This is a genomic window from Crossiella sp. S99.2 (assembly GCF_023094165.1).
Taxonomy (GTDB): domain Bacteria; phylum Actinomycetota; class Actinomycetes; order Mycobacteriales; family Pseudonocardiaceae; genus Crossiella.
In genome coordinates this window covers 325928-352402 of sequence record NZ_JALMDK010000001.1, presented here as the reverse complement: position 1 = coordinate 352402, position 26475 = coordinate 325928, and the positions used below count along the sequence as shown (strand labels likewise).

27 protein-coding genes are annotated in these 26475 nt (G+C 71.1%); 10 read left to right on the top strand and 17 right to left on the bottom strand.

Annotation, left to right across the window (positions count from 1 at the left end):
- Positions 1–52: 52 nt before the first annotated feature.
- Genes MZC64_RS01630 through MZC64_RS01620 form a run of 3 tightly spaced genes read left to right on the top strand, consistent with a single transcriptional unit; the run spans position 53 to position 2826 of the window.
- Positions 53–640, top strand: coding sequence for an aerial mycelium formation protein (locus MZC64_RS01630; RefSeq protein ID WP_185000752.1), 588 nt, complete (start codon positions 53–55; stop codon positions 638–640).
- Between the two features lie 14 nt (positions 641–654).
- Positions 655–1593 carry an asparaginase gene (locus tag MZC64_RS01625; protein WP_247756195.1) on the top strand — a complete coding sequence of 313 codons (939 nt, stop codon included), beginning with the start codon at positions 655–657 and terminating at the stop codon, positions 1591–1593.
- Positions 1594–1650: 57 nt separating this feature from the next.
- Positions 1651–2826, top strand: a complete 1176-nt coding sequence (locus MZC64_RS01620; RefSeq protein ID WP_247755307.1) for an MFS transporter — start codon at positions 1651–1653, stop codon at positions 2824–2826.
- A 211-nt stretch (positions 2827–3037) separates the two neighbouring features.
- On the opposite strand, the gene MZC64_RS01615 is transcribed toward MZC64_RS01620, so the two are convergent.
- Positions 3038–3916 (bottom strand): hypothetical protein, encoded by an 879-nt coding sequence (locus MZC64_RS01615; RefSeq protein ID WP_247755306.1) that lies wholly within the window; start codon positions 3914–3916, stop codon positions 3038–3040.
- A 197-nt stretch (positions 3917–4113) separates the two neighbouring features.
- Here MZC64_RS01615 and MZC64_RS01610 point away from each other — a divergent pair, with 197 nt between their 5' ends.
- From MZC64_RS01610 to MZC64_RS01600, 3 genes are all read left to right on the top strand, one after another.
- Positions 4114–4314 (top strand): DUF3073 domain-containing protein, encoded by a 201-nt coding sequence (locus MZC64_RS01610; RefSeq protein ID WP_185000755.1) that lies wholly within the window; start codon positions 4114–4116, stop codon positions 4312–4314.
- 168 nt (positions 4315–4482) lie between these two features.
- On the top strand, positions 4483–5025 hold the full coding sequence (locus MZC64_RS01605; protein WP_247755305.1) for an HdeD family acid-resistance protein: 543 nt from the start codon (positions 4483–4485) through the stop codon (positions 5023–5025).
- A gap of 102 nt (positions 5026–5127) precedes the next feature.
- Positions 5128–6024 carry a hypothetical protein gene (locus MZC64_RS01600; protein WP_247797652.1) on the top strand — a complete coding sequence of 299 codons (897 nt, stop codon included), beginning with the start codon at positions 5128–5130 and terminating at the stop codon, positions 6022–6024.
- A gap of 21 nt (positions 6025–6045) precedes the next feature.
- Here the strand turns inward: MZC64_RS01600 and iolD are convergent, their stop codons facing one another.
- The 9 genes from iolD to MZC64_RS01555 form a co-directional block, all read right to left on the bottom strand.
- On the bottom strand, positions 6046–7911 hold the full coding sequence (gene iolD / locus MZC64_RS01595; protein ID WP_247756193.1) for a 3D-(3,5/4)-trihydroxycyclohexane-1,2-dione acylhydrolase (decyclizing): 1866 nt from the start codon (positions 7909–7911) through the stop codon (positions 6046–6048).
- A gap of 20 nt (positions 7912–7931) precedes the next feature.
- Positions 7932–8822, bottom strand: coding sequence for a 5-deoxy-glucuronate isomerase (iolB, locus tag MZC64_RS01590; RefSeq protein WP_247755303.1), 891 nt, complete (start codon positions 8820–8822; stop codon positions 7932–7934).
- Positions 8819–9706 (bottom strand): aldolase, encoded by an 888-nt coding sequence (locus MZC64_RS01585; protein WP_247755302.1) that lies wholly within the window; start codon positions 9704–9706, stop codon positions 8819–8821. The genes iolB and MZC64_RS01585 overlap by 4 nt, the downstream gene beginning before the upstream one ends.
- A complete protein-coding gene (gene iolC / locus MZC64_RS01580) occupies positions 9703–10644 on the bottom strand; it encodes a 5-dehydro-2-deoxygluconokinase (protein WP_247755301.1) in 942 nt (313 codons plus the stop codon). Before iolC ends, MZC64_RS01585 begins: the two co-directional genes overlap by 4 nt.
- Entirely contained in the window at positions 10641–11423 is a 783-nt protein-coding gene (locus tag MZC64_RS01575; protein ID WP_247755300.1) for an ATP-binding cassette domain-containing protein, read from the bottom strand. Before MZC64_RS01575 ends, iolC begins: the two co-directional genes overlap by 4 nt.
- The gene (locus MZC64_RS01570; protein ID WP_247755299.1) at positions 11420–12460 is read right to left on the bottom strand and encodes an ABC transporter permease; all 1041 of its coding nucleotides are present in this window, start codon (positions 12458–12460) and stop codon (positions 11420–11422) included. The genes MZC64_RS01575 and MZC64_RS01570 overlap by 4 nt, the downstream gene beginning before the upstream one ends.
- 1 nt (position 12461) lies before the next feature.
- Positions 12462–13442, bottom strand: a complete 981-nt coding sequence (locus MZC64_RS01565) for a sugar ABC transporter substrate-binding protein (protein WP_247755298.1) — start codon at positions 13440–13442, stop codon at positions 12462–12464.
- Positions 13443–13459: 17 nt separating this feature from the next.
- On the bottom strand, positions 13460–14272 hold the full coding sequence (locus tag MZC64_RS01560) for a TIM barrel protein (protein ID WP_247756191.1): 813 nt from the start codon (positions 14270–14272) through the stop codon (positions 13460–13462).
- 65 nt (positions 14273–14337) lie between these two features.
- Positions 14338–15348, bottom strand: a complete 1011-nt coding sequence (locus MZC64_RS01555) for a Gfo/Idh/MocA family oxidoreductase (RefSeq protein ID WP_247755297.1) — start codon at positions 15346–15348, stop codon at positions 14338–14340.
- A 120-nt stretch (positions 15349–15468) separates the two neighbouring features.
- On the opposite strand from MZC64_RS01555, the gene MZC64_RS01550 reads away from it, so the two are divergent.
- Together MZC64_RS01550 and MZC64_RS01545 are read left to right on the top strand one after the other, a co-directional pair.
- Complete coding sequence (locus tag MZC64_RS01550; RefSeq protein WP_247755296.1) at positions 15469–16479, top strand: LacI family DNA-binding transcriptional regulator; 1011 nt, start codon at positions 15469–15471, stop codon at positions 16477–16479.
- A 1-nt stretch (position 16480) separates the two neighbouring features.
- Positions 16481–17971 (top strand): CoA-acylating methylmalonate-semialdehyde dehydrogenase, encoded by a 1491-nt coding sequence (locus MZC64_RS01545; protein ID WP_247755295.1) that lies wholly within the window; start codon positions 16481–16483, stop codon positions 17969–17971.
- Between the two features lie 51 nt (positions 17972–18022).
- Here the strand turns inward: MZC64_RS01545 and MZC64_RS01540 are convergent, their stop codons facing one another.
- The 5 genes from MZC64_RS01540 to MZC64_RS01520 form a co-directional block, all read right to left on the bottom strand.
- Entirely contained in the window at positions 18023–18535 is a 513-nt protein-coding gene (locus MZC64_RS01540; protein WP_247755294.1) for a hypothetical protein, read from the bottom strand.
- On the bottom strand, positions 18532–19032 hold the full coding sequence (locus tag MZC64_RS01535) for a SigE family RNA polymerase sigma factor (RefSeq protein WP_247755293.1): 501 nt from the start codon (positions 19030–19032) through the stop codon (positions 18532–18534). Before MZC64_RS01535 ends, MZC64_RS01540 begins: the two co-directional genes overlap by 4 nt.
- 79 nt (positions 19033–19111) lie before the next feature.
- Entirely contained in the window at positions 19112–20647 is a 1536-nt protein-coding gene (locus MZC64_RS01530; RefSeq protein ID WP_247755292.1) for a tripartite tricarboxylate transporter permease, read from the bottom strand.
- Position 20648: 1 nt separating this feature from the next.
- Positions 20649–21170 carry a tripartite tricarboxylate transporter TctB family protein gene (locus MZC64_RS01525; RefSeq protein WP_247755291.1) on the bottom strand — a complete coding sequence of 174 codons (522 nt, stop codon included), beginning with the start codon at positions 21168–21170 and terminating at the stop codon, positions 20649–20651.
- Positions 21167–22153, bottom strand: a complete 987-nt coding sequence (locus tag MZC64_RS01520; RefSeq protein WP_247755290.1) for a tripartite tricarboxylate transporter substrate binding protein — start codon at positions 22151–22153, stop codon at positions 21167–21169. Before MZC64_RS01520 ends, MZC64_RS01525 begins: the two co-directional genes overlap by 4 nt.
- Before the next feature lie 132 nt (positions 22154–22285).
- Between MZC64_RS01520 and MZC64_RS01515 the strand changes: the two genes are divergently transcribed.
- Positions 22286–23881 carry an ATP-binding protein gene (locus MZC64_RS01515; protein ID WP_247755289.1) on the top strand — a complete coding sequence of 532 codons (1596 nt, stop codon included), beginning with the start codon at positions 22286–22288 and terminating at the stop codon, positions 23879–23881.
- Positions 23878–24555 (top strand): response regulator, encoded by a 678-nt coding sequence (locus tag MZC64_RS01510; protein ID WP_247755288.1) that lies wholly within the window; start codon positions 23878–23880, stop codon positions 24553–24555. Before MZC64_RS01515 ends, MZC64_RS01510 begins: the two co-directional genes overlap by 4 nt.
- Here the strand turns inward: MZC64_RS01510 and MZC64_RS01505 are convergent.
- Both MZC64_RS01505 and purM read right to left on the bottom strand, forming a co-directional pair.
- Positions 24552–25304: a hypothetical protein gene (locus tag MZC64_RS01505; protein WP_247755287.1), complete on the bottom strand. Its 753-nt coding sequence runs from the start codon at positions 25302–25304 to the stop codon at positions 24552–24554. The two genes, MZC64_RS01510 and MZC64_RS01505, sit on opposite strands and share 4 nt — an antisense overlap.
- Positions 25305–25381: 77 nt before the next feature.
- Positions 25382–26470: a phosphoribosylformylglycinamidine cyclo-ligase gene (purM, locus tag MZC64_RS01500; protein ID WP_247755286.1), complete on the bottom strand. Its 1089-nt coding sequence runs from the start codon at positions 26468–26470 to the stop codon at positions 25382–25384.
- Positions 26471–26475: the final 5 nt, after the last annotated feature.

Sequence of the window (26475 nt, the reverse complement as noted above, 5' to 3'; positions counted from 1 at the left end):
AGAGGCGAAACGATTGTTGGCGGCTGACCGAAACGTCCCGCAGGATGGTCACGTGATGGAGGTCCGTCCAGGTGGGCGCCGGCGCATCGACCGGGTGCTCGCCCCGGACTACGCCCAGGACTGTGAGCAGCGAGCGCTGAACGAGGTGCGCGCGCTGCGGGACGAGGCCGCGCAGGAGGAGACCGACCTGTCCTACGTGCGCAGGCTGCTGCACGGCCGGATAGACATCGTGCAGGCCGAACAGCAGCGGCGGCGGGACGGCGGGTCGACCTCGGTGGTGGAGCAGCTGGTGGCGATCCTGGCCAAGAACGCGGTGGGCCCGGCGACCGGGCTCGGCCGCTACCAGACCCAGGAGCCCTCCAGGGCTGAGGCGCACCGGCGGCATGTGGAGGCGCTGGTCTCCGACGTGGACTTGTCGGATGTCACATCGCTCTCCGATGACAAGCTGCTGGAGACCCTGCGAGCCTATAGAGCCGAGGAAGAAGCCGTGTCCAGGCACCGGCGCGAGGTTCAGCTGGTCGTGGACCGGTTGAACGAGGAGATCGCGCGGCGCTACCGGGACGGCGGCGCCTCGGTGGACGAGCTGCTGAACGCGCAACGCACCCGGCAGCCGGTCGTGGAGCCACGCGAGGAGGAGTAGCCCTGAGCACCGAACTGGTCGAGGTGGTCCGTTCCGGCTTCCGGGAAGGAGTGCACCGCGGTTCGGTGGTCATCGTCCGGCCCGACGGCGTGCTCCGGCACGTGCGCGGCAACGGACGGCAGATCGTGCTGCCCCGCTCCTCGAACAAGCCGTTCCAGATCCTGGGCATGCTGCGCTGCGGCCTGGACCTGCCAGATGACGTCGATCTGGCGCTGGGCTGCGGTTCGCACAACGGCGAGCCGGAGCAGGTGGCCAGGGTGCGCGCCATCCTGGCCAAGCACGGGCTGTCCGAGGCCGATCTGCGCTGCCCGCCGGACCTGCCGGTGCACGAGGCCACCGCGGACGCGATCCTGGCCGCGGGCGGCAAGGCCGAGCCGGTGACCATGAACTGCTCCGGCAAGCACGCGGCCATGCTGACCACCTGCGTGCAGCGCGGCTGGAACACCGCGAACTACACCGATCCCTCGCACCCGCTGCAGGTCACCATCAGGGACACCATGGCCGACCTGGGCGAGGAGCCGATCACGGTGACCACGGTGGACGGCTGCGGCGCGCCGATGTTCGGGCTGTCCCTGGTGGGGCTGGCCAGGGCCTTCGGCAAGCTGGTGCAGGGCGCCGAAGGCAGCCACGAGCGGCGGATCGCCGATGCCATGCGGGCCAACCCGTTCATGGTGGCCGGCACCGGCCGCGAGGACACCCGGCTGATGAACGCGGTGCCGGGGCTGCTGTCCAAGGCCGGCGCGGAGGGTGTGTACGGGGCGGCGCTGCCGGACGGCACCGCGATCGCGATCAAGATCGACGACGGGCATCAGCGGGCCCGGCTGCCGGTGATGGCGGGCGCGCTCCGCTTCCTCGGCGCGGGAACCCCTGAGCTGGCCGAACTGGCCGAGGAGCCGATCCTCGGCGGCGGTCGCCCGGTCGGCTCCGCCCGGCTGCTGCCCGGCGTTTTCTGATCTCAGTCACCGAGAAAGCCCTCCCGGATCGTGGGCGGGCGATCTAGCGTGCGGTGCGTGACCACCTCTGGGTACCGCTGGGTCGTGCTGGCCGTCGGCGCGCTCGCGCAGGGGGTCAACGCGGCCGGATTCCTCGGCCTGCCCTCGATCTCCCCGCAGCTGCGCGCCCACTTCGGGCTGGACCTGGCCGAGGTGGGGCTGCTGGTCGGCGCGGTGAACCTGGGCAACGTGCTCGCGCTGGTCGCCTGGGGGCTGGCCGCGGACCGCTTCGGCGAACGGCTGGTGATGACCGTCGGCCTGTTCGGGACCGCGGGCTGTCTGGCGGTGGCCGGGCTGGTCGACTCCCCGGTGCCGGCCGGACTGGCCCTGCTGGCCTCCGGAATATTCGGGGCAAGCACCAACGCGGCCAGCGGCCGGGCCGTGATGACCTGGTTCGCGCACCGCCAGCGCGGCCTGGCCATGGGCGTGCGGCAGACCGCGACCCCGCTCGGCGCGGCCCTGGCCGCGGTGCTGCTGCCCGCGGTGGCGGCCTGGTGGCAGGCCCCGGCGGCGTTCCTGGCGCTGGCCGCGCTGAACGCGGTGACCGGGGTGGCGGTGGCGATCTGGGTGCGCGAACCCCCTGGCCGGACCCGCCCGGCGAGTTCACTCGGCGGCCTCGGCCTGCTGCGCGACCGCCGGATGCTGCGGATCAGCCTGGCCAGCGGATTGCTGGTGGTGCCGCAGTTCGTGGGCGCCTCGATGCTGGTGGAACTGCTGCACCGGTACGGGCTCTCGCTGGCGGCGGCGGGTGGACTGCTCGCGGTGGCCCAGGTGCTGGGCGGCGCGGGCAGGCTGGGCAACGGGGTGTGGTCGGACCGGGCGGGCAGCAGGCTGGGTCCGCTGCGGATCGTGGCCCTGGGCATCCTGGCGCTGTTCACCCTGGCCGCGGTGCTGGACCCACTGGCGGGCACGGTGCCGGTGTGGGTGCTGGTCGCGCTGTTGCTGCCCGCGGTGGGGCTGGCGATCAGCTGGAACGGGCTGGCGCTGACCGCGGCCGGGGAGATGGCTCCGCCGGAGCGCACCGGGGTGGCACTGGGCATGCAGAACACGGCGAACTACGTGGGTGCGGCACTCACCCCGGCCACGGCGGGCTGGGTGGCCACGGCGGTGTCCTGGCCGGCGGCGCTGTTACTGGCGGCAGCGGGCGGCGGCCTGGCCTGGGTGGTGCTGCGGGGCCTGAGAGAGGGTCGCTAGATCCTCACAACGCGGCGACGACCCCACTTGTTGCGAAACAGGCGTGGCGCGCAGCGACACGGCGGGCTCTTCACCGGCGGCGGGGTGCCGATTTTTCGCGTTGCCTTGTCGTGCGTCCGACGCATCCGAAGCTTGCTTCGCGTGCGGCGGATGCACGACAAGGCGACTCAAGAGCGAAAAATCCCGCGCGCGGAGCGCGCCAATGTGACAGCTAGTTGTGTTGTTCCCGGTTGACGAGTTCGTCCCAGAACTCGCGGAGTTCGGCGTAGCGCTCAGCGACTTCCTCGGCGTCGCCGGCTTCCAGGGCCGCGATCACGGCTTGGACGTCCTGGGCGGAGGTGTCGGCGAGCAGGGTGTCGTCGTCGATGAGCTGGACCAGGCCGCCGTAGTCGAGTTCGACCACCGAACGCGGGTGGAAGTGCGCCAGCCAGCGGCCGGTGTCGCGCAGCACCTTGGCCGGGCTCTCCTCGCCGAGGGCGTTGTGCACCACGGTGAAGGCGTGCGAGACCCGGCTGCGCGCGTCGGTCATGCCGATCCGCCAGCAGCACATCCGGTCCGGGTCGTCCGGGGCGGCCAGCACTAGGTGCCGGGCCTCGGGTTCGACCATGGCGAACCAGGGCAGCGGCACGCTCCAGGTGGCCGAGATGACGTGTGCGGCGCCGCCGGGCATCTCCGCCAGGGCAGCGGCCGCGCGAGCCTTCACCACGTCTGCGGGCTGCTGCAGGGCGGCGTCCAGTAACGGCAGGGTGGCGGTGCCGACGAAGCCGACCAGTCCGGCCGCGCTGCGCGCCCGGACGTCCAGGGGGCAGACCAGGGGTCCGGGGCCGATCTCCGTGCCCTCGGCCAGCGGAACCTCGGCCGGGTCCAGGACCAGCACGTCCAGCGGTTGCGCGCCGACCGTGTCGGCAGGCAGGAGGCGTGGCGGAGCGGCCAACTGTGATCGAAGCCACAGTTCGCGTTCTCGGTCACCCACTGCGTTCCGCGCCGTCCCGCCGACCCCAAGAGCCTGCTCCACTTGGGCGCGCAACGGCTGTTCCAGCACGGACAGTGGTTCGTACACCCGCAGGTAGGCGACGAACGGACGTGGCACGCCGGAATCGTGCCACGCGGGCAGAGCAGGGCCGCACCCCGGTCGGCGGAGGTGGTGTGACGCACGCCTGCACAGGCGTGGCCACGTCGCGATCCGGGGCACTGACACGGTACTGTGGCGGCCAGGAAAATACCGTTGAGACGAGTGGGGCCGCCGTTCCCCCGGCCGCCCCCGTCCCTGTGCGAGGGGGTCGAGCCATGGGGCGCGGCCGTGCCAAGGCCAAGCAGGCGAAGGTGGCCCGGGAGCTGAAATACAGCACTCGGTCCACGGACTTCGACGCCCTGCAGCGCGAGCTGTCGGGCGGCGAACTGTCGAGTGGCGATCAGTCCGATGGCGACCGGTCCGATGAGGACCGCGTCGACGACTCGTACGACGACGGACAAGACGACCGGCGTTGAATGACGCGCACTAGGCGGTGGCCGATCTTCCCGGCCACCGCCTAGTGCGCGCCTTCATGGTTGGGTCGCGCTTCCCCGAGTTGGCGCAGTGCGCAGGGACCGCTTCGGCGCTTGTTGCTGCCCTGCGCCGAATGGCCGATGACCTGGCGTGGGTCGACAATGCCGGGCATGGGTGACTTGCTGCTGCGGCGTTGGTGGTTGGTGGTCGTGCGCGGCGTGGCCGCGATCCTGTTCGGCGTGATCGGGTTGCTCTGGCCCGGGGTCACGGTGCTGGTGCTGGTGTTCCTGTTCGCCTTCTACACCCTCGTGGACGGCGTGGCCGCGATCGCGGGCGCCGCGGCGGACCGGGCAGCGCCCGCGGCGGACCGGTGGCTGGTGGGGCTGCTCGGCGGGCTGGGTGTGCTGGCCGGGCTGGTGGCCCTGTTCTGGCCGGGGATCACGGCGCTGGCGCTGTTGTTCGTGATCGGCGCCTGGGCGGTGGTGACCGGGGTGCTGGAGATCGCCACCGGGTGGCAGCTGCGGAAGGTGATCACCGGGGAGTGGCTGCTGTTCGTCAGCGGCGCGCTGTCGGTGGTGCTGGGGTTCCTGCTGTTCGCCTTCCCTGGGCAGGGGGCGGTGGCGCTGATCGTGACCATCGCCGCGTTCGCGATCCTGTGGGGGATCGTGCTGGTGATGCTCGGGGTGCGTTTGCGCCGGTTGGCGCGGGAGTGACCGGGGTCACAAAGCTGCGTTGAACCGTGTTGGCTCCACCGGCGTTTGAAAGGGCGCCGGACTTGGGAGCGACCTGGGTCCGAAGAACTCAGGGGTGCGTCAATGTCTCGAACTCGCTTTGCGATGCTTGCTGCCGTCTTGACCGCGGGCACCATTACCCTTTCCGCGTGCAGTGGCGGCGGAGTGGAAAATGTGGCGAATACCGCGGCGGCACCGGATACGGCCCAGGAGGCAAATCCGGAAGGTATTCAGTTGCTGTCCGGGACGGCGCAGGGGAACAAAGCCGCGATCAATACCGGGGACTGGGTGAAGCGGCGGGACAACGGCGAATCCGTTGATTCGGCCGCCGCGCAGCGATGGGTTCAGCTGTCCGCGGGCAAGGCGGGGGCGCTGGACCCGGTGGTGGTCGACGGCGGCGGGTTCACGCTGTACCGGTTCGACAAGGACACCGCGAAGCCGTCGAAGACCACCTGTGTGGACGAGTGCGCCAAGATCTGGCCGCCAGTGCTGCTCGCCAAGGGTGGCCGGGTGTTCGTGGACGGCGTGCAGCGCTCCGCGGTCGGCACCGTGACCCGGCCGGACGGCACCCGCCAGCTGACTCTCAAGGGCTGGCCGCTGTACCGGTTCAACAAGGACCTCAAGCCCGGTGATGCCAAGGGTCAGGGTGTGGGCGGCACCTGGTTCGGCATTACCCCGGACGGCAAGAAGGCCGGTCAGCCGACGGCCAGCCCGACCACTTCGGCGGGTGGACGCGGTTCCGCTGTTTTGCACGATGACGCGAATTTCAGTGACAATGGCGCGTCCCAGGGTCTGGCCGGGCCGGGTTGCCAGAATGTGGCCCGGGACAATGTCACCTCTTCGCTGCAGATTTCCGGCGGCCCGGTGAAGATCTGGACCGAGAAGAACTGCAAGGGCAAGTCGCTGGCGGTGGACGCCGATATCGCGGACCTGACGAAGGTCGGCTTTGACAACGACATTTCCTCGATCTTCTTCGGCTGATCAGCGGATCGGCGAACGGGCTCAGCTCAGATAACGGAGCTGGGCCCGTTTGCTGTCCTGCGCCGCGGTGTGGGCGGCGGTGATCTCGGCGCGGTGCGAGGTCTCGGGCACGCCGACCTCCCACCAGGCGCCTGCCTCGGTCCAGGAGGACGGATGGGTGCGGATGAGCACCACGGCGGGGCGGTGTTCGGTGCGCGCGGTGTGTTTGGCCTGGCGGTATGCCTGGGCCAGGCCGGTGAGGCTGTCCACCGCGGTGACCGCGCAGCCCATGCTGGCGGCGTGTGCGGCGAAGTCGACCCGGGGTTTGCCGCCGGTGGCGGAGCGGCAGTGCTCGTACATGTTGTTGAAGCCGGCGCCGCCCTGGCCCTGTTGCAGCCGGTTGATCACCGCGTAGCCGTCGTTGTCGCAGACCACCGCGACGAAGCCGTGGCCGGCGAAGGCGGCGGAGAACAGTTCGGCGTTGAGCATCAGGTAGGAGCCGTCGCCGAGCAGGGTGGTGACCACGCCGTCCGGGTGCGTTTCCGCCCTGGCCATGGCCGCGCCCCAGGCGCCGGCGAGTTCGTAGCCCATGCAGGAGAAGCCGTACTCGACGTCCATGGTCTGCGCGCCCTTGGCCCGCCAGCCGCCGATCAGCTCGCCGGGCAGGCCACCGGAGGCGGTCATCACGTAGTCGTGCTTGCCGGACTCCTCGTTGACCACGCCGACCACCTGGGCGTAGGTGGGCAGGTCGGCCGGGGTGGTGCGCAGGGACTCGATGTGGTTGTCCCACTGGGCGCGTTCGGCCTCGGCCTGGGCGGTCCACGATGCCGCGGCCTGCCAGGCGCCCAGGGCGTGGCCGAGTTCGCGGATGCCTTCCTGGGCGTCGGCGACGAGTTCCTGGGCGGCGTGTTTGACCGCGTCGAAGCGGGCGGTGTTCAGGCTGATGATCCGGACCTCCGGGGCGAACACGGTCCAGGAGGCGGTGGTGAAGTCCTGCAGGCGGGTGCCGATGGCCAGCACCACGTCGGCCTGCGCGGCCAGGGTGTTGGCCGAGGTGGAGCCGGTGACGCCGAGCGGACCGGCGTGCAGGCGGTGCTCGTGCGGCACCAGGGTGCGGCCCGCGGTGGTCTCGGTGACCGGGATGCCGTGCTGCTGAGCGAAGTGGAGCACCTTGCTGCCCGCGCCGGAGTAGCGCACCCCGCCGCCGATGACGATCAGCGGACGCTGGGCTGCGCGCAGGGTTTCCGCGGCGGCCGCGAGCTGGCGGGTGTCCGGGCGCGGGCGCGGGACCACATGCAGGACCGGCTCGAACAGCGCGGCAGGGAACTCGTATGCCTCGGCCTGGATGTCCTGGGGCAGGGCCAGGGTGACCGGGCCGCAGTCGGCCGGGTCGGTGAGGATCCGGGCCACCTGGGGCAGGGTGGACAGCAGCTGTTCCGGGCGGCTGATGCGGTCGAAGTAGCGGCTGACCGCGCGGAAGGCGTCGTTGACCGTGGCGGTCGGGTCGTGGAAGTGCTCGACCTGCTGCAGCACCGGGTCGGGCGCGCGGCCGGCGAAGGTGTCGCCGGGCAGCAGGAGCAGCGGCAGCCGGTTGGCGTGCGCCACGCCCGCGGCGGTGACCATGTTCAGCGCGCCGGGGCCGACCGAGCTGGTGGCCACCATGACCTGGCGGCGGTGGGTGGCCTTGGCGTAGCCGACCGCGGCCAGGGCCATGCCCTGCTCGTTCTGGCCACGCCAGACCGGCAGCTGCTCCCGGTGCTCTTCCAGGGCGTTGCCCAGGCCGAGCACGTTGCCGTGGCCGAAGATGGCGAACACGCCGGGGAACAGCGGGGCCTGCTCGCCGGTCAGCAGCTCGGTCCGCTGGGCGATCAGCCAGCGCACCAGGGCCTGGGCGGTGGTCAGCTTCACGGTGGACACGGGGGCGCTCCTCAGCGGTCGGTGCGGCCTGCGGCGGTGGTCACGGGGCAGCGCGGATCGGTCTGCTGATCGGCCCAGGAGTCCCTGATCCAGGTGTGCGCCGGGTCGTCGCAGAAGGCCATCGAACGTTCCTCGGCTGGTCCGGCCAGCACGTTGAGGTAGTACATCGGGTAGCCGGGGGCGGCCACGCAGGGGCCGTGATAGCCGCGGGGCACCAGGAAGACGTCGCCGTCGCGGACGGTCACGTCCTCGTCGATCTCGCCGTCGGCGGTGTAGGTGCGGTGGAAGCCGAAGCCCTCCCGGGAGGGGGTGACCTGGTCGCGGGCGGCGATGCGGAAGTAGTAGATCTCCTCGTTCACCACCTCGCAGTCGCTGGCCTCGTCGTGCTTGTGCGGCGGGTAGGAGGACCAGTTGCCGTCCGGGGTGATCAGCTCGCAGGCGTTGAGCTTGTCCGCGTGCTCCCAGACGCCGGGCACGCCGAAGCTGGTGACCTGACGGCTCGCGTTGCCCGCGCCCCTGGTCTCGGCCGGGATGCCCTCGGCCGGGCCGTATTTCGGGGTGAGGCGGCGGGTGCAGCGGGCCATCGGCAGCGCGATCTCGGCACCGGCGGCCGAGGTCAGCGTGACGGTGGCATCCCTTGGCACGTAAGCGAAATCGGTGACCCTGGTGAACACCGAGTCGCGGCCGGTCAGCTCGAAGCGCTCGCCGTCGGCCTCGACCACGCAGCCACCGGCCAGGGGCAGCACGAACGCCTCGAACTCGCCGGTCTCGATCACCCTGGGGGTGCCGGGGGCCAGAGTGAGCACGCGCAGGCCGGTGTAGGTCCAGCCCGCGTCGGACGGGGTCAGGTGGATCGGGTCGGCGCCGTCGCTGAGCGTTCCCAGTGGGCGGTGCAGGTTCACGCCGGGATCTCCTTGAGCAGCTGGGCGGCCTTGGCCACCGCGGTGGCCACGTCGCCGTCGGGCGGGTAGAGCAGGGTGCGGCCCACGACCAGACCGCGCACCGCCGGGTGCCGCAGTGGCGGGCCCCAGGTCTCCAGGTCGGTGTCCGGGTTGCCCGAGGGCACGCCGCCGAGCAGCAGGATGGGCAGGGTGGTGGCGTCCAGCACCGCCGGATCGGCCGGGGCGGGCAGTTTCAGCCAGGTGTGCGCGGAGGTGACGCCCAGACCGGCCGCGATGGTGACCGCGCGGGAGAGCGCGGCGGTGTCCTCCTGGAGCACCAGTTTGCCGTCGAGGCGTTGGTACGGCAGGGGTTCGACCATCGCCATCAGGCCGTGCCCGGCGAGCTGGGACACCGCGTTCGCGCAGGATTCCAGGGTGGGGATGGTGCCGGGGTCGTCGTCGACCAGGCGCAGCAACATCTTCCCGCCGTCCAGGCCATAGTCCACAATGGACTGTGCGTCGTACCCGGTGAAGCGGTCGTCGATCTCCCAGCAGGCCCCGGCCAGGCCACCGCGGTTCATCGAGCCGATGACCACCCGGTTGTGCAAGCCGTCCAGCAGCAGCAGTTCCTCGATCACGTCCGGTGTGCCGAGCACACCGTCCACCTCGGGGTTGGCCAGCGCGACGAGCAGCCGCTCCAGCAGGCCACGCCGGTCGGCCATGGCCAGCGGGTCCGCGCCGACGCCGAGCGCGCCGCGAGCCGGGTGGTCGGCGGCGACCAGGAACAGGGTTTCCTTGCCCGCGAACAGGTTTCGCCTGGTCCGGGCGGCGTAGGCGCGGCCGACCGCACCGGGGTCGGTGGCCCTGGTGCGCAACAGGTCGGCCCAGCGCTGATCGGTGATCACACTCGCTCCAGCAGCTCGTTGATCTCGGCCGGGGTGGGCATGGCGTCCGCGCAAGCCAGCCGGGAGGCGACCAGCGCGCCCGCGGCGTTGGCGTACTCGGCGATGCGCACCGGCTCCCAGCCCGCGAGCAGGCCGTGCGCCAGCGCGCCACCGAAGGCATCGCCCGCGCCGAGACCGCAGACGACCTCGACGGGGCACGGTGGCACGGTCCAGGAACCCTCTTGCGTGGCCACAAGAACGCCCTCGGCGCCCTTCTTGACCAGGGCCAGGGACAGGCCGCGGTCGAGCAGCCGGGCGGCGGCCTCGTCCGGGTCGGCGGTGCCCACGGCCACCTCGACCTCGGTGCGGTTGCCGACCGCGACCGTGACGTGGTCCAGCATCCAGCCGATCTCCCGCCGCGCACTGTCCACATCGGACCAGAACATCGGCCGGTAATCCAGGTCCAGCACGGTGTGCGCGCGGCGGCCGCGACGTTCCAGCATGGCCCGCTGGGTGCCGCGGGCGGGTTCGACGCACACGCCGGTGCCGGTGACCCACAGCAGCGGGACCTGTTCGACCACCTCCCACGGGACATCGTCGGCGGTGAGGGTGAGGTCAGGGGCGGTGGGCAGGCGGTAGAACAGCAGCGGCGGGTCCTCCGGCGGGTCCAGCGCGCAGAAGACCACCGGGGTGAGCAGATCCGCCGCCGTGCCAACGTGATCCGGGAACACGCCGAAGCCGGTGAGGGCCTGCCGGACGTAGTCGCCGAAGCCGTCCGGGCCGACCTTGGTGAGCACCGCGGTGCGACGGCCCAGCCGGGCCGCCGCCACCGCGACGTTGGTCGCCGTGCCACCGAGGGACTTGGCGAAGGTCCGCACTTCGGCGAGTGGCACGCCGGACTGCTCCGGGTACAGGTCGACGCCGACCCGGCCGACGGTGAGAATCTCCAGCCCGGTCACGACACCGCCCCGCGCAACTCGTGTTCCAGGGCCTCCAGTTCGGCGCCGCCTGCCATCTGCCTGGTCAGTTCGGCCAGGGTGATGTCCGGCTTGTCGAAGCAGCCGAGGCTGCGGCCGCGCTTGAGCAGCAGGAACCGGTCGGCCACCGGGTAGGCGTGGTGCGGGTTGTGCGTGATCAGCACCACGCCGAGGCCGCGATCCCTGGCCTGGGCCACGTATTTGAGCACCACCCCGGCCTGCTTCACGCCGAGTGCGGCGGTCGGCTCGTCCAGGATGAGCACCTTGGCGCCGAAGTGCACCGCGCGGGCGATCGCCACGCACTGCCGCTCGCCGCCGGAGAGGGTGCCCACCGGCTGTTCCACGTCGCGCAGGTCGATGCCCATGTCCGCCAACGCTTTCCGGGTGGTCTCCCGGGCAGCGCGGCGGTCCAGGCGGCGCAGCGGGCCCCAGCCGGTGGTGGGCTCGGAGCCGAGGAAGAAGTTGCGCCACACCGACATCAGCGGCACCACGGACAGGTCCTGGAACACCGTGGCGATGCCCCGGTCCAGCGCTTCCCGCGGTGAGGCCAGCTTGGTGGGCACGCCGTCGAGCAGGAACTCGCCCTCGTCGTGCTGGTGCGCGCCGGCCAGGATCTTGATCAGCGTGGACTTGCCTGCGCCGTTGTCGCCCAGCACGCAGGTGACCTCGCCCGCGTTGACCACGGTGGAGACCTCCTGCAGCGCGATCACGCTGCCGAAGCGCTTGCCGACGTCACGGACCTCAAGCAGTGGTGTGCTCATTTCCGGACCCTTTCCGCGCGCCGCCGGAAGGTGTTGTTGACCAGCACCGCGGCCAGCAGCATCACGCCGAGGAAGAGCTGGAACCAGTCGCTGTCCCAGCGGGCGAAGACAATGCCCTGCCGGGCCATGCCGAAGATCAGCGCGCCGATCGCGGCGCCGATGGCCGAGCCGTAGCCGCCGGTGAGCAGGCAGCCGCCGATCACCGCGGCGATGATGAACTGGAACTCCAGGCCGATGCCCTGGTTGGCCTGCACGGTGGTGAAACGCAGGATGTTGATGGTGCCGACCAGCCAGGCGGCGAAGGCGGTGGTCATGAACAGCAGGATCTTGGTGCGCATGACCGGCACGCCGACCGCGCGGGCGCTCGGCGCGGCCCCGCCCACGGCGAAGATCCAGTTGCCGAACCTGGTGCGCAGCAACAGCCAGCTGGCTGCCGCGGCGGCCAGCAGCCACCAAATGATGGAGATCTGGAAGGTGGTGCCGCCGATGTCGATGGTGGAGGCGAACAGGAATCCAGCGCTGGCGTAACCGTCCGCGGCGCGCATGCCGGAGACCTGCACGGTGCCGGTGACCAGGCGGGTGATGCCCAGGTTGAGCCCCTGCAGGGCCAGGAAGGTGCCCAGGGTGACGATGAAGCTGGGCAGGCCGGTGCGCATCACCAGCCAGCCGTTGAGCGCGCCCACCGCCAGCGCGAACACCAGCGAGGCGAGGATCGCCAGCCAGGTGTTCCAGCCGAGTTTGGTGGCCAGGATCGCGGTGACCAGCGCGGTGGAGGCGGTCATCACGCCGGCGGAGAGGTCGAACTCGCCGCCGATCATCAGCAGCGCCACCGCGACCGCCATGATGCCCAGGGTGGCCGAGTCGTCCAGCCAGGTGGCCACACCGAGCGGGGTCAGGAACCGTTCGGTGAGCACCGAGAAGAAGATCAGCACGGCCAGCGCGCCGAGCACCGAGCCCAGCTCCGGCCGGGCCACCAGCCGGTCCAGCGGGCCCTTCCTGGTCACTCGTTCGTCAAGGCTGCCAACGGCGATCGCCATGTCAGCGGGTCCCCCGTTCCGCATTCTTGCCGACCGCGTCCACATTGGACTTGTCAACGAAGCCGGGCCCGGTGAGGACAGGGCGGCCGCCGCCGACGGTGTTCGCGTTGTCCCGGTACAGCTTCAGGAAGACCACCGGCAGGTAGCCCTGGAGGTACTGCTGCTGGTCGACGGCGAAGAGCACCTGATCGGCCTTGATCGCGGCCACCACGTCCGGGTTGAGGTCGAAGGTGGCGACCTGGGCCTTGCTCGCCGACTCCTTGATCGCGTTCACCGTGTTGGCCGCGACCTGCGGGTTCAGCGTGAGCACCGCGTCGATGGCCGGATCGGACTGCAGCGCGCCCTTGATCCGGGCCTGTGCGTCGGTCGGGTTGCTGATGTCGACCTGCAGGTTGGAGGTGGCGCCGAAGCCGCGCTTGGCGCCGTCGCAGCGCTGGTTGAGGCCGATGTTGCCGGCCTCGTGGATCACGCACAGCAGCTTGGACTTGCCCGCCTGCTTGAGCCGCTTGCCCGCGTCCTCGCCTGCGATGCCCTCGTTCTGACCGACGTGGGTGACCGCGCCGAACTCGGCGCTGCGGCCCTCACCGGAGTTGATGGTGATCACCGGGATGCCCGCCTTGGTGGCCTTGCTGACCGAGTCACGCAGCGCGTCCGGGTTGGCCATGGACACCACCAGGCCGCCGACCTGCTGGGCCACCGCGTTGTCGATCAGCTTGGCCTGACCGGCCGGGTCGCCGTCGGAGTTGTACTCCACGGTGACCGCGAGTTCCTTGCCGGCGGCCTCGGCGCCGTTCTTGACCACGTTCCAGAAGGAGTCGCCCGCGGTGCCGTGCGAGATCACCGCGATCCGCAGCGGGCCGCCCGAGGGCTGGCCGGAGTTGGTGTTGGCGCCGGAGTTGGAGCCGGCCGGACCGCTGCACGCGGTCAGCAGCAGGAGACTTGCGGCCGCGGCGGTGAGTGCGCCGCGAGAGAGCTTGGACATCGTCGTCCTTCCCAGATTCAGCCGAACAGGGGGCGGAGATGATCAAGGCTCCGCGCGGTGTCCTTCTTCGGTCGCGCGGCCGCGTCGGCGTCGCCCTCGGCCAACGCGGTGTCCTGCTCCAGGACATACCAGCCCTGGTAGCCCGCATCGCGCAGGAAACGCACGATGCCTGCGATATCCACGTCACCGTCCCCGAGCGGCACGTACAGTCCCTGGCCTACGGCGGTGGCATACGGGAGTTCGCCGTCGCGAACCCGTGCCGCCACCTCGGCCCGGACGTCCTTGAGGTGCATGTGGCCGATCCGCCCCGCGTGCTCGCGGGCCAGTTCGACCGGATCGGTCCCGCCGATCAGCAGGTGCCCGGTGTCCAGGCACAGTTCCAGGTCGGAGTCGGCCAGGAACCGCTCCACCTCGGCCTTGCGCTCGATGTGCGTGCCCACATGCGGGTGCAGCACGGTGCGCAGGCCGTGCCGGGCGGCGATATCGCGGATCCGCCCGGAGACTCGGATGAGGGTGGCCCATTCGGCGTCGGTGAGCGCGGGGCGCTCGTCGTAGCCGTCCAGGCCGGTGGCCGCGGCCAGCACCAGCACCTCGGCGCCGGTGGCGGCCAGCAGCGCGGCGGTCCGTTCGGCTTCGTCCACTGTGGACTGTTCGACGGAGTTCTCGTGCAGCACCACGGCGAGGAAGCCGCCGATCATGCTCAGCCGGTGGCCGCCGAGCAGTTCGCGCAGCTTGGCCGGGTCGGTGGGCAGGTACTCGGGCGGGCCGAGTTCGGTGGCGGTCAGGCCCAGTGCGGCCATCTCGCCGAGCACGGTGTCCGCGTCGATCATGTGCCCCCAGCCGGGGACCTCGCACACGCCCCAGGAAATGGGCGCACCGGCCAGTTTCGGGGCGCTCACGCGGTCACCGCCGCGTTCGCCAGGCGCACCGGCTGGCCGGAGCGGCGGGAGGTCTCGCAGGCCAGTGCGAGTTCCAGACTGATCAGGCTTTCCCTTGCCGGCGAGGGGTTCTGCGCCTTGCCCGCGACCACGTCGGTGAACACCGCCATCTCGTTGAGGTAGGCGCGGTGGAAGCGTTCGGTGAAGCCGGGGTAGGCATCCGGGGCGACCTGGGGGCCGTCCGGTTCCAGCGAGGTCAGCGGGGTGCGCGGGTCGACGCCGACGGCCAGGGAGTCCTTGCTGCCGAGCACCTCGATCCGGTGGTCGTAGCCGAGCGCGTCCTGGCGGCCACCGGCCAGCACCGCGTGCGCGCCACTGGCGAAGCGCAGCGTGACCACGGCGTTGTCCACGTCGTCGGCCTGCGCGAACGCCTCGTGCACCAGCACCGAGCCGGAGGCGTAGACCTCCACCACCGGCTCGCCGAGCAGCCACGGCACCGCGTCCAGGTCGTGGATCAGCAGGTCGCGGAAGATGCCGCCGGAGGCGGGCAGGTAGCCGAAGTCCGGCGGCTGCGCGTCGTGGCCGATGGCCCTGGCCAGGTACACGGTGCCCAGCTCACCGGCGCGGATCCGGCGGTGCAACTCGACCACGGCCGGGTCGAACCGGCGCTGGAAGCCGACCAGCACCTCCACCCCGGACGCCTCGACCTCGGCGACCAGGGCGCGCATGGTGTCCAGGTCACCGGCGATCGGCTTCTCGCACAGGGTGGGCACCCGGGCGGCGATGGCCCGCCGCAGCATTTCCGGGTGGGTGTCGGTGGGGGTGGCCAGCAGCACCCCGTCGGCCGCGGTGAGCAGCTCGTCGAGGGTGTCCACCGCCGTGGCCCGCCCGCCCAGCGCGGCCGCCGAGGCCGCGGCCCGGCCGGGCACCGGGTCGAACAGCACGACCTCGTCGAGGGAGGGCAACGTGGCGAGGTTCGTGGCGTGCATGGTGCCGATACGCCCGACGCCCGCTACTCCGATCCGCATCCGGGGATCTCCGTCCTGGTCAACGCTACTTTGCGTTAGAGCGCTCTATTGGTTGGAGCGCGCTAATGCTGTAGCGTCCGTCCCGCCGGTGTCAAGGGTCACATTCGTCGGGGAGGGAAAATGGGCCGTCCGACCATGGAGGATGTGGCGGCGCGCGCCGGGGTCTCCCGCGCGCTGGTCTCGCTGGTGATGCGGGGTTCGCCCAAGGTCTCCGAGCAGCGGCGCTCAGCCGTGCTCAAGGCGGCCGAGGAACTCGGGTACTCCCCGCACGCGATGGCCCGCTCACTGGCCAGCCGCACCTCCACGGTGCTCGGCGTGATGGTCTCCGACCTGCACAACCCGTTCTTCGCCGAGGTGGTGGACGGGGTGGACGCGGCCGCGCGGGCCGAGGGCTTCGACCTGATCATCAACACCGGTGGCCGCAGCGCCGCCCGCGAGCGCGGCGCGCTGACCAGCCTGCTCTCCTTCCGGCCAGCCGGGCTGGTGCTACTCGGCCCGGTGGTCAGCGCGAGCGCGATCGGCGCGGCCGCCGAGCAGGTGCCGGTGACCCTGGTGTCCCGCTCCTCTCGACTGTCCACTGTGGACACTGTGAACGATGACGGCGAGGTGGGCTCACTGCTCGCGGTGGACCACCTGGTCGCGTTGGGGCACAACCGGATCGTGCACCTCGACGGTGGCGGCGGCTCGCAGTCGGCGTTGCGCAGGCGGGGTTACGAGCTGGCCATGCGGCGGCACGGGCTGACCGCCGAGGTGGTGCCCAGCGAGTACACCGACGCCGCGGGCGCCAAGTCCGTGCGCGAGTTCCTCAGTTCCCGCAACGGAAATCCACTGCCGACCGCGATCGTGGCGGCCAACGACTACAACGCGATCGGCGCGGTCTCCGCACTGGAGGAGGCCGGACTGCGGGTGCCCGACGATGTCTCGGTCGTCGGCTACGACAACTCCGCGCTCGCCTCGCTCCGGCACGTCTCGCTCACCACCGTGGACCAGCCGCGGATCGAGATGGGCCGGCTGGCCGCCGAGGCTCTGCTGGAACGGGTCCGGCACGGCCGCACCAGCCCGGTCCGCCATCTGCTGCACCCGTCCCTGGTGATCCGCTCGACCACCGGCTCTCCCCCAGGAGGTTCCTGACATGTCCCAGCTCGTCCCGCACTGGATCGACGGCGCCCGCAGCGAGGGCGTTTCCGGCCGCCGCGGCGAGGTGTTCGACCCGGCCACCGGCCAGGTGACCCGCGAGGTGGTGCTGGCCGAGCAGTCCGATGTGGACACCGTGGTCGCCTCCGCGGTCAAGGCGGCGGCGCAGTGGGGCGAGTCCTCGCTGGCCGCGCGGTCCCGGGTGCTGTTCGGCTTCCGCGAGCTGGTGCACCGGCACCGGGACGAGCTGGCCGCGCTGATCACCGCCGAGCACGGCAAGGTGCTCGCCGACGCCGCCGGTGAGGTGCAGCGCGGGCTGGAGGTGGTCGAGTTCGCCTGCGGCATCCCGCAGCTGCTCAAGGGTGATCATTCCGAGCAGGTCAGCCGGGGTGTGGACGCCTATTCGGCGCGGCATCCGCTGGGCGTGGTCGCCGGGATCACCCCGTTCAACTTCCCGGTGATGGTGCCGATGTGGATGTTCCCGATGGCGGTGGCCTGCGGGAACGCCTTCGTGCTCAAGCCATCCGAGCGGGACCCGTCCGCGGCGGTGCGGCTGGCCGAGCTGTTCTCCGAGGCCGGGCTGCCCGACGGCGTGCTCAACGTGCTGCAGGGCGACGCGACCGCGGTGAACGCCTTGCTGGACCACCCCGACGTGGCCGCGGTGTCCTTCGTGGGCTCGACCCCGATCGCCCGGCACGTGTACTCGCGCGGCACCGCCAGCGGCAAGCGGGTGCAGGCACTCGGCGGGGCGAAGAACCACATGGTGGTGCTGCCGGACGCCGATCTGGAGGTGGCCGCGGACGCCGCGATCAACGCCGGCTTCGGCTCGGCGGGCGAACGGTGCATGGCGATCTCGGTGGTGGTCGCGGTCGGCGACGTCGGCGACCGCCTGGTGCCGGCGATCGCGCAGCGGATGGCCGGGCTGGTCACCGGACCGGGTACGGACCCGAAGTCGCAGATGGGGCCGCTGGTCACCGGGGTGCACCGGGACCGGGTCAAGTCCTATGTGGACGCCGGCGTCGAGCAGGGCGCCGAGCTGGTGGTGGACGGGCGCGGGTTCGCGCCAGCAGGTCATGAGGACGGGTTCTGGCTGGCGCCAACGCTGTTCGACCAGGTGGGCGCGGAGATGTCGATCTACACCGACGAGATTTTCGGGCCGGTGCTCTCGGTGGTGCGGGTGCCCACCTTCGAGGCGGCGGTGGAACTGGTCAACGCCAACCAGTACGGCAACGGGACCGCCGTGTTCACCGCGGACGGCCTGGCCGCGCGGGAGTACCAGCGACGGGTGCAGGTGGGCATGGTCGGCATCAACGTGCCGATCCCGGTGCCGATGGCCTACTACAGCTTCGGTGGCTGGAAGGACTCGCTGTTCGGGGACACCCACGTGCACGGGGCGGACGGGGTGAAGTTCTACACCCGGCTCAAGGCGGTCACCGCGCGGTGGCCGAGGGAGTCCGGCATCGACCTCGGCTTCCCCACCCACGGCTGAGGCGCGGATCGGCCTGTTTCCCCTTGCGCGCCAGGGGAAACAGGTCATCGCTCACTTGCCGTGCGGCGGCTTGATCTTTTTGCAGTATTCGAGCTTCTCGAAGTACGGGAGCAGTTTGGGCTTCTTCGGCCCCGGCGGCGGCACGATGCTCGCACCGGGCTTCAGTGCCCCCGGCTTGCCCGGCCACACCCCGGGACACTCGGCAGGCCAGCAGTTGGCCGGAAGCATCGACACCCCGCCCGGCTGCACCACCGGGCCGCTACCGTCCTCGGTTCGCTGGCACACCACCTCACCCTCGCGCCCGGCCTTCTCGGCCACCTGGCCCGCGGGCCGCGCGCTGTCCGTACCGAAGCCGCCCGCGATCGCGGTGGTGCCGAAGCCCACCACCAGCACCCCCGCCACCACCCCGGTGGCCAGCAGCGCGCGGCCGCGGCGCAGGCTGCGCTTGGCCGTGCCCAGCACGCTCTGTGGATCAATCTTCATCGACGGTTCCTCTCCCAGTGCCCTGGCCAGCAGGTCGCGGGCCTCGGCGTGATCCAGATCGGACAGTTCGTAGTGGCTCATCGCCCTTCCTCCAGCACGAGATAGCCGGATAACGACTTTCGGAGTGCGGCCAGCCCTTTGGCCGACTGACTCTTCACAGTCCCCTCGGAACAGCCGAGGAGACGAGCCACCTCCTGGACCGGGAGGTCCTCCCAAAACCGGAGCACCACCACCGCGCGCTGGCGTTTCGGCAGGGCGTCCAGCGCCCGCCGGACGTCCAGCGCCACGTGGGGGCCGGACTCGGGGATGGGGAGGTCGGGCAGTTCCGCGGTGATCTTCTCCCGCCGCCAGAACCTGCGGGACTCCTCGATCACGATGCGCACCAGCACCTGCCGCGCGTAGGACTCCACCGCGCCGTCCAGTTCGACCCGCCGCCACGCCTTGTACAGCTTGATCAGCGCGGTCTGGGTCAGGTCCTCGGCCCGGTGCCAGTCGCCGCACAGCAGGAACGCGGTGCGGCGCAGGGCCGGGCCGCGGGCGCGGACGAATTCGACGAACTCGGCATTGCGATCCGCCAAGGTGACCTCCTCCCGGTCTACCCCTGGATACGAGGTGGACCGGGAGGAAGGTTGCCTCGATCGGCGCGAAGCTGGGGGACTAAACGCCGATCGAATCGCGATCGGACTGTTCGCGCTGGTCGTGGGAGGGGCGGCGGCGCTTCCGGAGCAGCGCGCCCACCAGCGGAGCGAACAGGATCGCGGCCACCACCAGGTAGACGGTGATGGAGAAGGGGGTGTTGACCAGCCCGGTGACGTCGCCGTCACTGAGTTGCAGGGCCCGGCGCATCTGGAGTTCGGCGGCCGGGCCGAGGATGACGCCGAGCACCGCGGGCAGCACCGGCAGGCCGTAGCGCCGCATGGCGAAGCCGAGCAGGCCGATGATGAACAGGACCACCAGGTCCAGCACGTCGCCGCTGACCGCGTAGGCGCCCACGCTGGCGAAGAAAAGGATGCCCGCGTACAGGTACGGCCGCGGGATGCGCAGCAGCTTGGCCCAGATCGGGGCCAGCGGCAGGTTCAGCACCAGCAACAGCACACTGCCGATGAACAGGCTCGCGATCAGCGCCCAGACCAGCGTGGACTCCCGCTGGAACAGCAGCGGGCCCGGCTGGATGCCGTACTGCTGGAAGGCGGCCAGCATCACCGCGGCGGTGGCCGTGGTGGGCAGGCCCAGGGTGAGCATCGAGGTCAGCGTGCCCGCGGCGGACGCGCTCGCGGTGGCCTCCGGACCGGCCACGCCCTCGATCGCGCCCTTGCCCCACTCGTCCTTGTGCTTGGACAGCTTCCGCTCCGCGGCGTAGGAGAGGAAGGTGGGAATCTCCGCGCCACCGGCCGGGATCGCGCCGAACGGGAAGCCGATCAGCGGTCCGCGCAGCCACGGCTTCCAGGACCGGCGCACGTCCTCCTTGCCCAGCCACGGCCGCCCGACCGGGATCGGCTGGGCCGGCTTGCTGCGCATGTGCGCGGCCACCCAGAGCGACTCGCCGATGGCGAACAGGCCGACCGCTACGATCACCACCTCGATGCCGTCGTTGAGGTGCAGCAGGCCGAAGGTGAGCCGTTGCTGGCCGGTCATCTCGTCCAGGCCGACCAGGCCCAGGGACAGGCCGATGAGCAGCGAGGCGAAGCCGCGGATCCGGGACTTGCCCAGGATCGAGGTGACCGCGATGAAGGCCAGCACCATGACCGCGAAGTAGTCCGGCGCGCCGATGTCCACCGCCAGACTGGCCACCAGCGGCGCGAGCAGCACCAGCAGCACGGTGCCGGCGATGCCGCCGATGAAGTGCCCGATGGCCGCGGCGGCCAGGGCTTGCGAGCCACGACCGTTGCGCGCCATCGGGTTTCCCTCGATCGCGGTCACCACGGCCGCGGTCTCCCCCGGCGTGTTGAGCAGGATCGAGGTGGTGGAGCCGCCGTACATGCCGCCGTAGTAGATGCCGGCGAACATGATGAACGCGCCGGTCGGGTCCAGGCCGTAGGTCACCGGCAGCAGCAGTGCCACCGCCATCGCCGGGCCGATGCCGGGCAGCACGCCGATCGCGGTGCCCAGCAGCACGCCGATCACCGCGTACAGCAGGTTCATCGGGGTCAGCGCGGTGCCGAAGCCGTCGATCAGATGGGCCAGCGCGTCCATGTCAGAGCACCCCAGTCAGCGGCCCGCCCGGCAGTGACACGCCGAGCAGGGAGTTGAACACCAGGTAGGTCGCGATGGACAGCCCGGCCGCGACCAGCGGGTCGCGCACGTAGTTCCGGCTGCCGAGCGCGTAGGCCGCGCCCCAGAACAGCACCATGCCGGACAGCGGGAAGCCGACCAGGTTGATCAGCACCACGTTGGCCAGGAAGGCCGCCGCGAGCTGGGCCACCACCCGCCAGTCCGCCGGCGCGTTCAGGTCGACGTCCTCACCGGCCTCGGCCTCGCCGCGCCCGCCCCGCAGCACGTCCCTGGCCAGCAGCCCGGCGACCAGCACCAGGCCGCCGCCGACCAGGTAGGGCACCAGTTCCGGGCCGACCGGGCCGCGCTGGGCGAAGTTGGCCGGGATGCGGATCGCATCGACCAGCACCAGCACGCCCAGGGCCAGCAACAGCACGCAGATGCCGAGTTCGGACCGTTCCTTCAGCCAGGCCAGCGCCGAGCGCCCCTGCACCTGCTCACTCATGCCAGCCCCAACTCCTTCAGCACATCGGCCACCCGCTTGCTCTCCGCGGCCAGGAACTCGCCGAACTTCGCCCCTGGCAGGAAGGCGTCGGTCCAGCCGTTGCGCTTGACCGCCTCCTGCCACTGCGGGGAGTCGTGCAGCTTCTGGAACAGCTCGACCAGCCGGGTGCGTTCGGCGTCGGAGAGGCCGGGCGGGGCGACCATGCCGCGCCAGTTGGTGAAGGTCACCGGCACACCCGCCTCGGACAGGGTGGGCGCGTCGATGTCCTTGATCCGGTTCGCCCCGGTGACCGCGAGCACCCGCAGTTCACCGGCCTTGACCTGGTCCACGTACTCGCCAACGCCGGACACGCCGAAGTGGATCTTGCCGCCGAGCACCGAGGAGAGCAGCTCGCCGCCGCCGTCGTAGGGGATGTAGCTGACCCGCCTGGGTTCCAGGCCGACCGCCTTGGCCATCAGCATCGGGGCCAGGTGGTCCGGACCGCCGGGGCTGGAGCCGCCACCCACGGTGACCGCGCCCGGGTTGGCCTTCCAGGCGGCGACCAGGTCGCCGATGGTGCGGTACGGGGAGTTCTTGCCGACCACGACGATGTCGGGTTCCTCGGTCAGCTTGGCGATCGGGGTGGTCTCGGCGAGGGAGTTCGGCGACTTGTTGGTGAACACGCTGCCCACCACGCCCAGGCCCATGGACATCACCAGGCGCTGGTTGCCGGTCTCGGCCACGGTGCGGCCCAGGCCGACCGTGCCGCCCGCGCCCGGCAGGTTGAAGACCTCGGCGTTGCGGGTCAGTTCGACCTCGTCCATGGCCTTGGCCGCGGTGCGCGCGGTGACGTCGTAGCCGCCGCCGGGCGCGTTGGGCACCAGCAGCCGCAGACCCCGCAGCGGACCGGTGGCGTCGCCGCCGGCCCCGGAGGTGAACAGCGGTGGCACGACCAGCGTCGCGGCCACCGCGGCCAGCCCCGCCAGCCAGTTGCGGATCGGCATCGATCCTCGCCTCCTCGTCTCGCAGTGAGCTAAGCCATAGTGACCACTTACGCTGAAAACCGTGTTCTTGCGTCCGCAGCGTTCGTTGTGGTCGTTGTGTTCACGCGATAGAGGCACGAGGAGGTGCGCGGCGTGGGTGTGCGTGGGTCGCTGGCGCGGCAGCTCTTCGCGTTGCAGTTCCTGGTCGTGCTGGCGCTGCTGGGCGCGGTGACCGCGTCCACGCTGAGCCAGTCCACCGCGAACTTCCGGGAGACCCAGGGCCGCCGGATGTTGCTGGTGGCCGAGCAGGTGGCCGCCACCGACGGGGTGCAGGACGCGCTGGCCGAGGAGCAGTACCACCGGCTGGTCACCTTCGCCGAGACTGCCCGCGGCCAGGCCGGGAACAGCTCGATCAGCATCGCGGGCGCCGACCTGCGGATCCACACCGCCACCGACCCCCGGCAGGTCAACCAGCAGCTCGCGATCGGGCTGCCGCGGGTGGCCAGTGGGCGGAGCTGGGACGGGGTGCTCGGCGATCAGGTGGTGGCGCAGGTGCCGGTGTATTCCGACGAGGGCCGGATGGTCGGCGTGGTCAGCGCGGGCCAGGACGAGCCGGGGCTGTGGGAATCACTGGTCAGCTCGCCCGGCGACCTGCTGCTCCACCTCGGGCTGGGCACCGGGATCGGCCTGATCGGCTCACTGCTGGCCGCGCGCTGGGTGAAACGGCAGACGCTGGGGCTGGAGCCCAGGGAGATCACCGGGCTGGTGGAGCACCGGGAGGCGATGCTGCACGGCATCCGGGAGGGCGTCCTCGGTCTGGACCAGCAGCACCGGATCACCCTGATGAACACCTCGGCCCGGGAGCTGCTCGCGCTGCCGGACGCCATCGGCACCCAGGTGGACGAGCTGGCCGATGCCAACGAGCGGCTGCGCGACGTGCTCACCGGGCGGGCCAGCGGGGCCAACCAGGTGGTGCTGCGCAGTGGGCGGGTGCTGGTGATGAACCGGATGCCGATCGGGCTGCACGGGCAGCAGATCGGCGCCGTGGTCACCCTCCGGGACCGGACCGAACTTGTTGCGCTGCAACAGGAACTCGATGTCAACCGGCATGCCACGGACACCCTGCGGGCGCAGGCGCACGAGTTCCGCAACGAGCTGCACACCATTGCCGGGCTGATCGAGCTGGGCGAGTACGACGAGGTGGTCCGCTATGTCACCCGCGCCAACCGGGCGCACGCGGACTGGAGCCGCGCGGTGACCGGGCGGATCGCCGATCCCGCGCTGGCCGCGTTGCTGATCGCCAAGGCCAGCCTGGCCGCGGAACGCGCGGTGGGCATCAAACTGTCCGAGGAGTCCATTGTGGACAGAGTTGACGACGCGCTGTCCCAGGATCTGGTGACGGTGGTGGGCAACCTGGTGGACAACGCGCTGGACGCGTTGCCGGCCGGGGCCGGGCAGTGGGTGGAGGTGCACATCGCCGCCTCGGCGGAACAGGTGCTGGTGCGGGTGCGGGATTCCGGGCCGGGCATCGCGCCCGAGCTGGCCGAGGAGGTCTTCGAGCACGGGTTCACCACCAAGGTGGCCACCCAGGGCGGGCAGCGCGGCATCGGGCTGGCGCTGACCAGGCAGATCTGCGTGCGTCGCGGCGGCTCGGTGTCGGTGCGCAACGAGGGCGGCGCGGTGTTCACCGCCACCCTGGGCCGGGCCACCGCGGCCGTGGGCACCCGTCCGCCGGAGGTGCGCGGGTGATCAAGGTGCTGGTGGTCGACGACGATTTCATGGTGGCCAAGGTGCACAGCGGTTACGTCGCGCGCACGCCAGGGTTCGAGGTGGTCGGGGTGGCGCACACCGCGGCCGAGGCCATCCGCTCGGTACGCGAGCTGCGGCCGGACCTGGTGCTGCTGGACATCTACCTGCCCGATGCCGACGGCGTGCACGTGCTGCGTGAACTGCGCGCCGGGGCGGCCGGCGAGCAGGCCGGGCACACCGATGTGATCGTGGTGAGCGCGGCCAGGGATGTGGAGACGGTGCGCGCGGCGGTGCGGGGCGGGGTGCTGCACTACCTGATCAAGCCGTTCGAGTACGCGGCCCTGCGTGATCAGCTCGCGCACTTCGCCGAGGTCCGCTCCCGGCTGACCGGCTCGGTGGACCAGGCCGTGCTGGACCAGGTCTTCGGCGCCCGCCCGACCTCGGCCCCGACCATGCCCAAAGGCCTGACCCCGCAGACCGCCAAGCTGGTCGAGGAGGTGCTGCGGTCGGCTGACGGCGATGTGTCGGCCACCGAGTGCGCGGGCCAGACCAACCTGTCCCGGGTCAGCGCCCGCCGCTACCTGGAGCACTTCGTCAGCGCGGGCCGGGCCGAGGTGCGGTTGCGCTACGGCAGCACCGGCAGGCCGGAACGCCGCTACCGCTGGGTGAACTAGCCAGACAGGTTGGTGACCAGTTCGGCGATCTCGCTGCCGGACAGGATCGGCCAGCCGCTGTTGTCGATGACCACCGCGCCGACCTGCAGGCCGGTCTCAGTGGTGACCAGCACCTCGCGTTCGGTGGTGGCGGTGTCGGTCTTCTTCACCCAGGAGTACCGGTTCTTGCCGCTGCGCATGACTTCGGCCCGGCAGCCGTCGGAGTCCCGGCAGTAGACCGGGTGCCCGGTGGGCGAGCGCACGGTGAGCACCAGCAGGCCGGTGTGGCCCTGCCGGTCGGTCAGCCGGACGCCGAGCCGGAGGAAGTCCTCGACCAGCTGGAACTGGCCGGGTTTGGCGCCGCTGTCGGAGACCGCGGTGTAGCCGGGGGGCGGCCACTGCTGTTTGGCCAGCAGGACGCTGTACCACTCGATGTCCTTCTGGGTCATCGGCGGGAACAGCGGCTTGTCCTTGGTGCTGCTCTGGTTTGTCGTGGTGGGGGTGACCGAGGGCGGCGGGGTGACCGAAGGCGGCGGTGTCGGCGAACTGGTGACCCCGGCCGATTCGACCTCGGCCACCGGCAGCAGCGCGAGGGTGCCGATCGAGAGCACGGCGAGCACCGCGGCCAGCACGATGGCCACCCCGATCCGTCGCCCGCGCACCACCCTGCGGCCGTCCCGCACGACATCGGCGCAGCTCACCGTGGGTGGTGGCGCCTCGACGGCCAGCACTGACCGCAACTCGCTCGCGCGTAGTTCCCCGCCTGGCACCGCTGACCTCCTTCCGCACTCACCGCTACTACGGCGAAACAGCGCGGAAGGTTGTCAGGGCAACCCGAACGTGGGAATCAGAACCGCGGGTGATCCCCGCGCAGCACGGCCCGGTCCTCGGGCTTCTCGCCCGGCTCGGTGCTCTTGCCGACCTCGCCGAGCACCCAGGCAGGCACGTGCCGGGCGGTGAGCACGGCCAGTGCGCGGTCGACCTCCTCGGGCGCGACCACGGCGACCATGCCGACGCCCATGTTGAAGGTCTTCTCCATTTCCGGCTTCTCCACCCGGCCGCGCTGGGCGATCAGCGCGAACACCGGCGCGGGCGTCCAGCTGCCGCGGTCCAAGTCGGCGACGAGGCCCTTGGGGATGACCCGGCCCAGGTTGGCGGCCAGGCCACCGCCGGTGATGTGCGCGAAGGTCCGGACGTCGGCCTCGGCGGCCAGGGCGAGGCAGTCCTTGGCGTAGATCCGGGTGGGTTCGAGCATTTCCTCGCCGAGGGTGCGGCCGAACTCCTCGACGTGGCCCTCCAGCGGCATCCGGCCGATTTCCAGCAGCACGTGCCGGGCCAGCGAGTAGCCGTTGGAGTGCAGGCCGGTGGAGCCCATCGCGATCAGCACGTCGCCGGGGCGGACCCGGTCCGGGCCGAGCAGCTTGTCCGCCTCGACCACGCCGACGCCGGTGGCGGACATGTCGTAGTGACCGGGGTCCATCAGGCCGGGGTGCTCGGCGGTCTCGCCGCCCAGCAGTGCGCACCCGGCCTGCGTGCAGCCTTCGGCGATGCCCTTGACCAGCGCGGCGATCCGCTCCGGCACGACCTTGCCGACGGCGATGTAGTCCTGCAGGAACAGCGGTTCGGCGCCGCAGACGACCAGGTCGTCCACGACCATGGCGACCAGGTCGATGCCCACGGTGTCGTGCTTGTCCAGGGCCTGGGCCACGGCGAGCTTGGTGCCGACGCCGTCGGTGGAGGAGGCGAGCACCGGCTCCTTCCACCGGTCCAGCTTGAGCTTGAACAACCCGGCGAAGCCGCCGATGCCGCCGAGCACCTCAGGTCGGGTGGCCTTCTCCGCCCACGGCTTGAGCTGCTCCACAGCTTCGTCACCTGCGGCGATGTCGACTCCGGCGGCCGCGTAGGTGGCCTTCCCGCTTTCGGCGTGCGCGGTCACTGCTC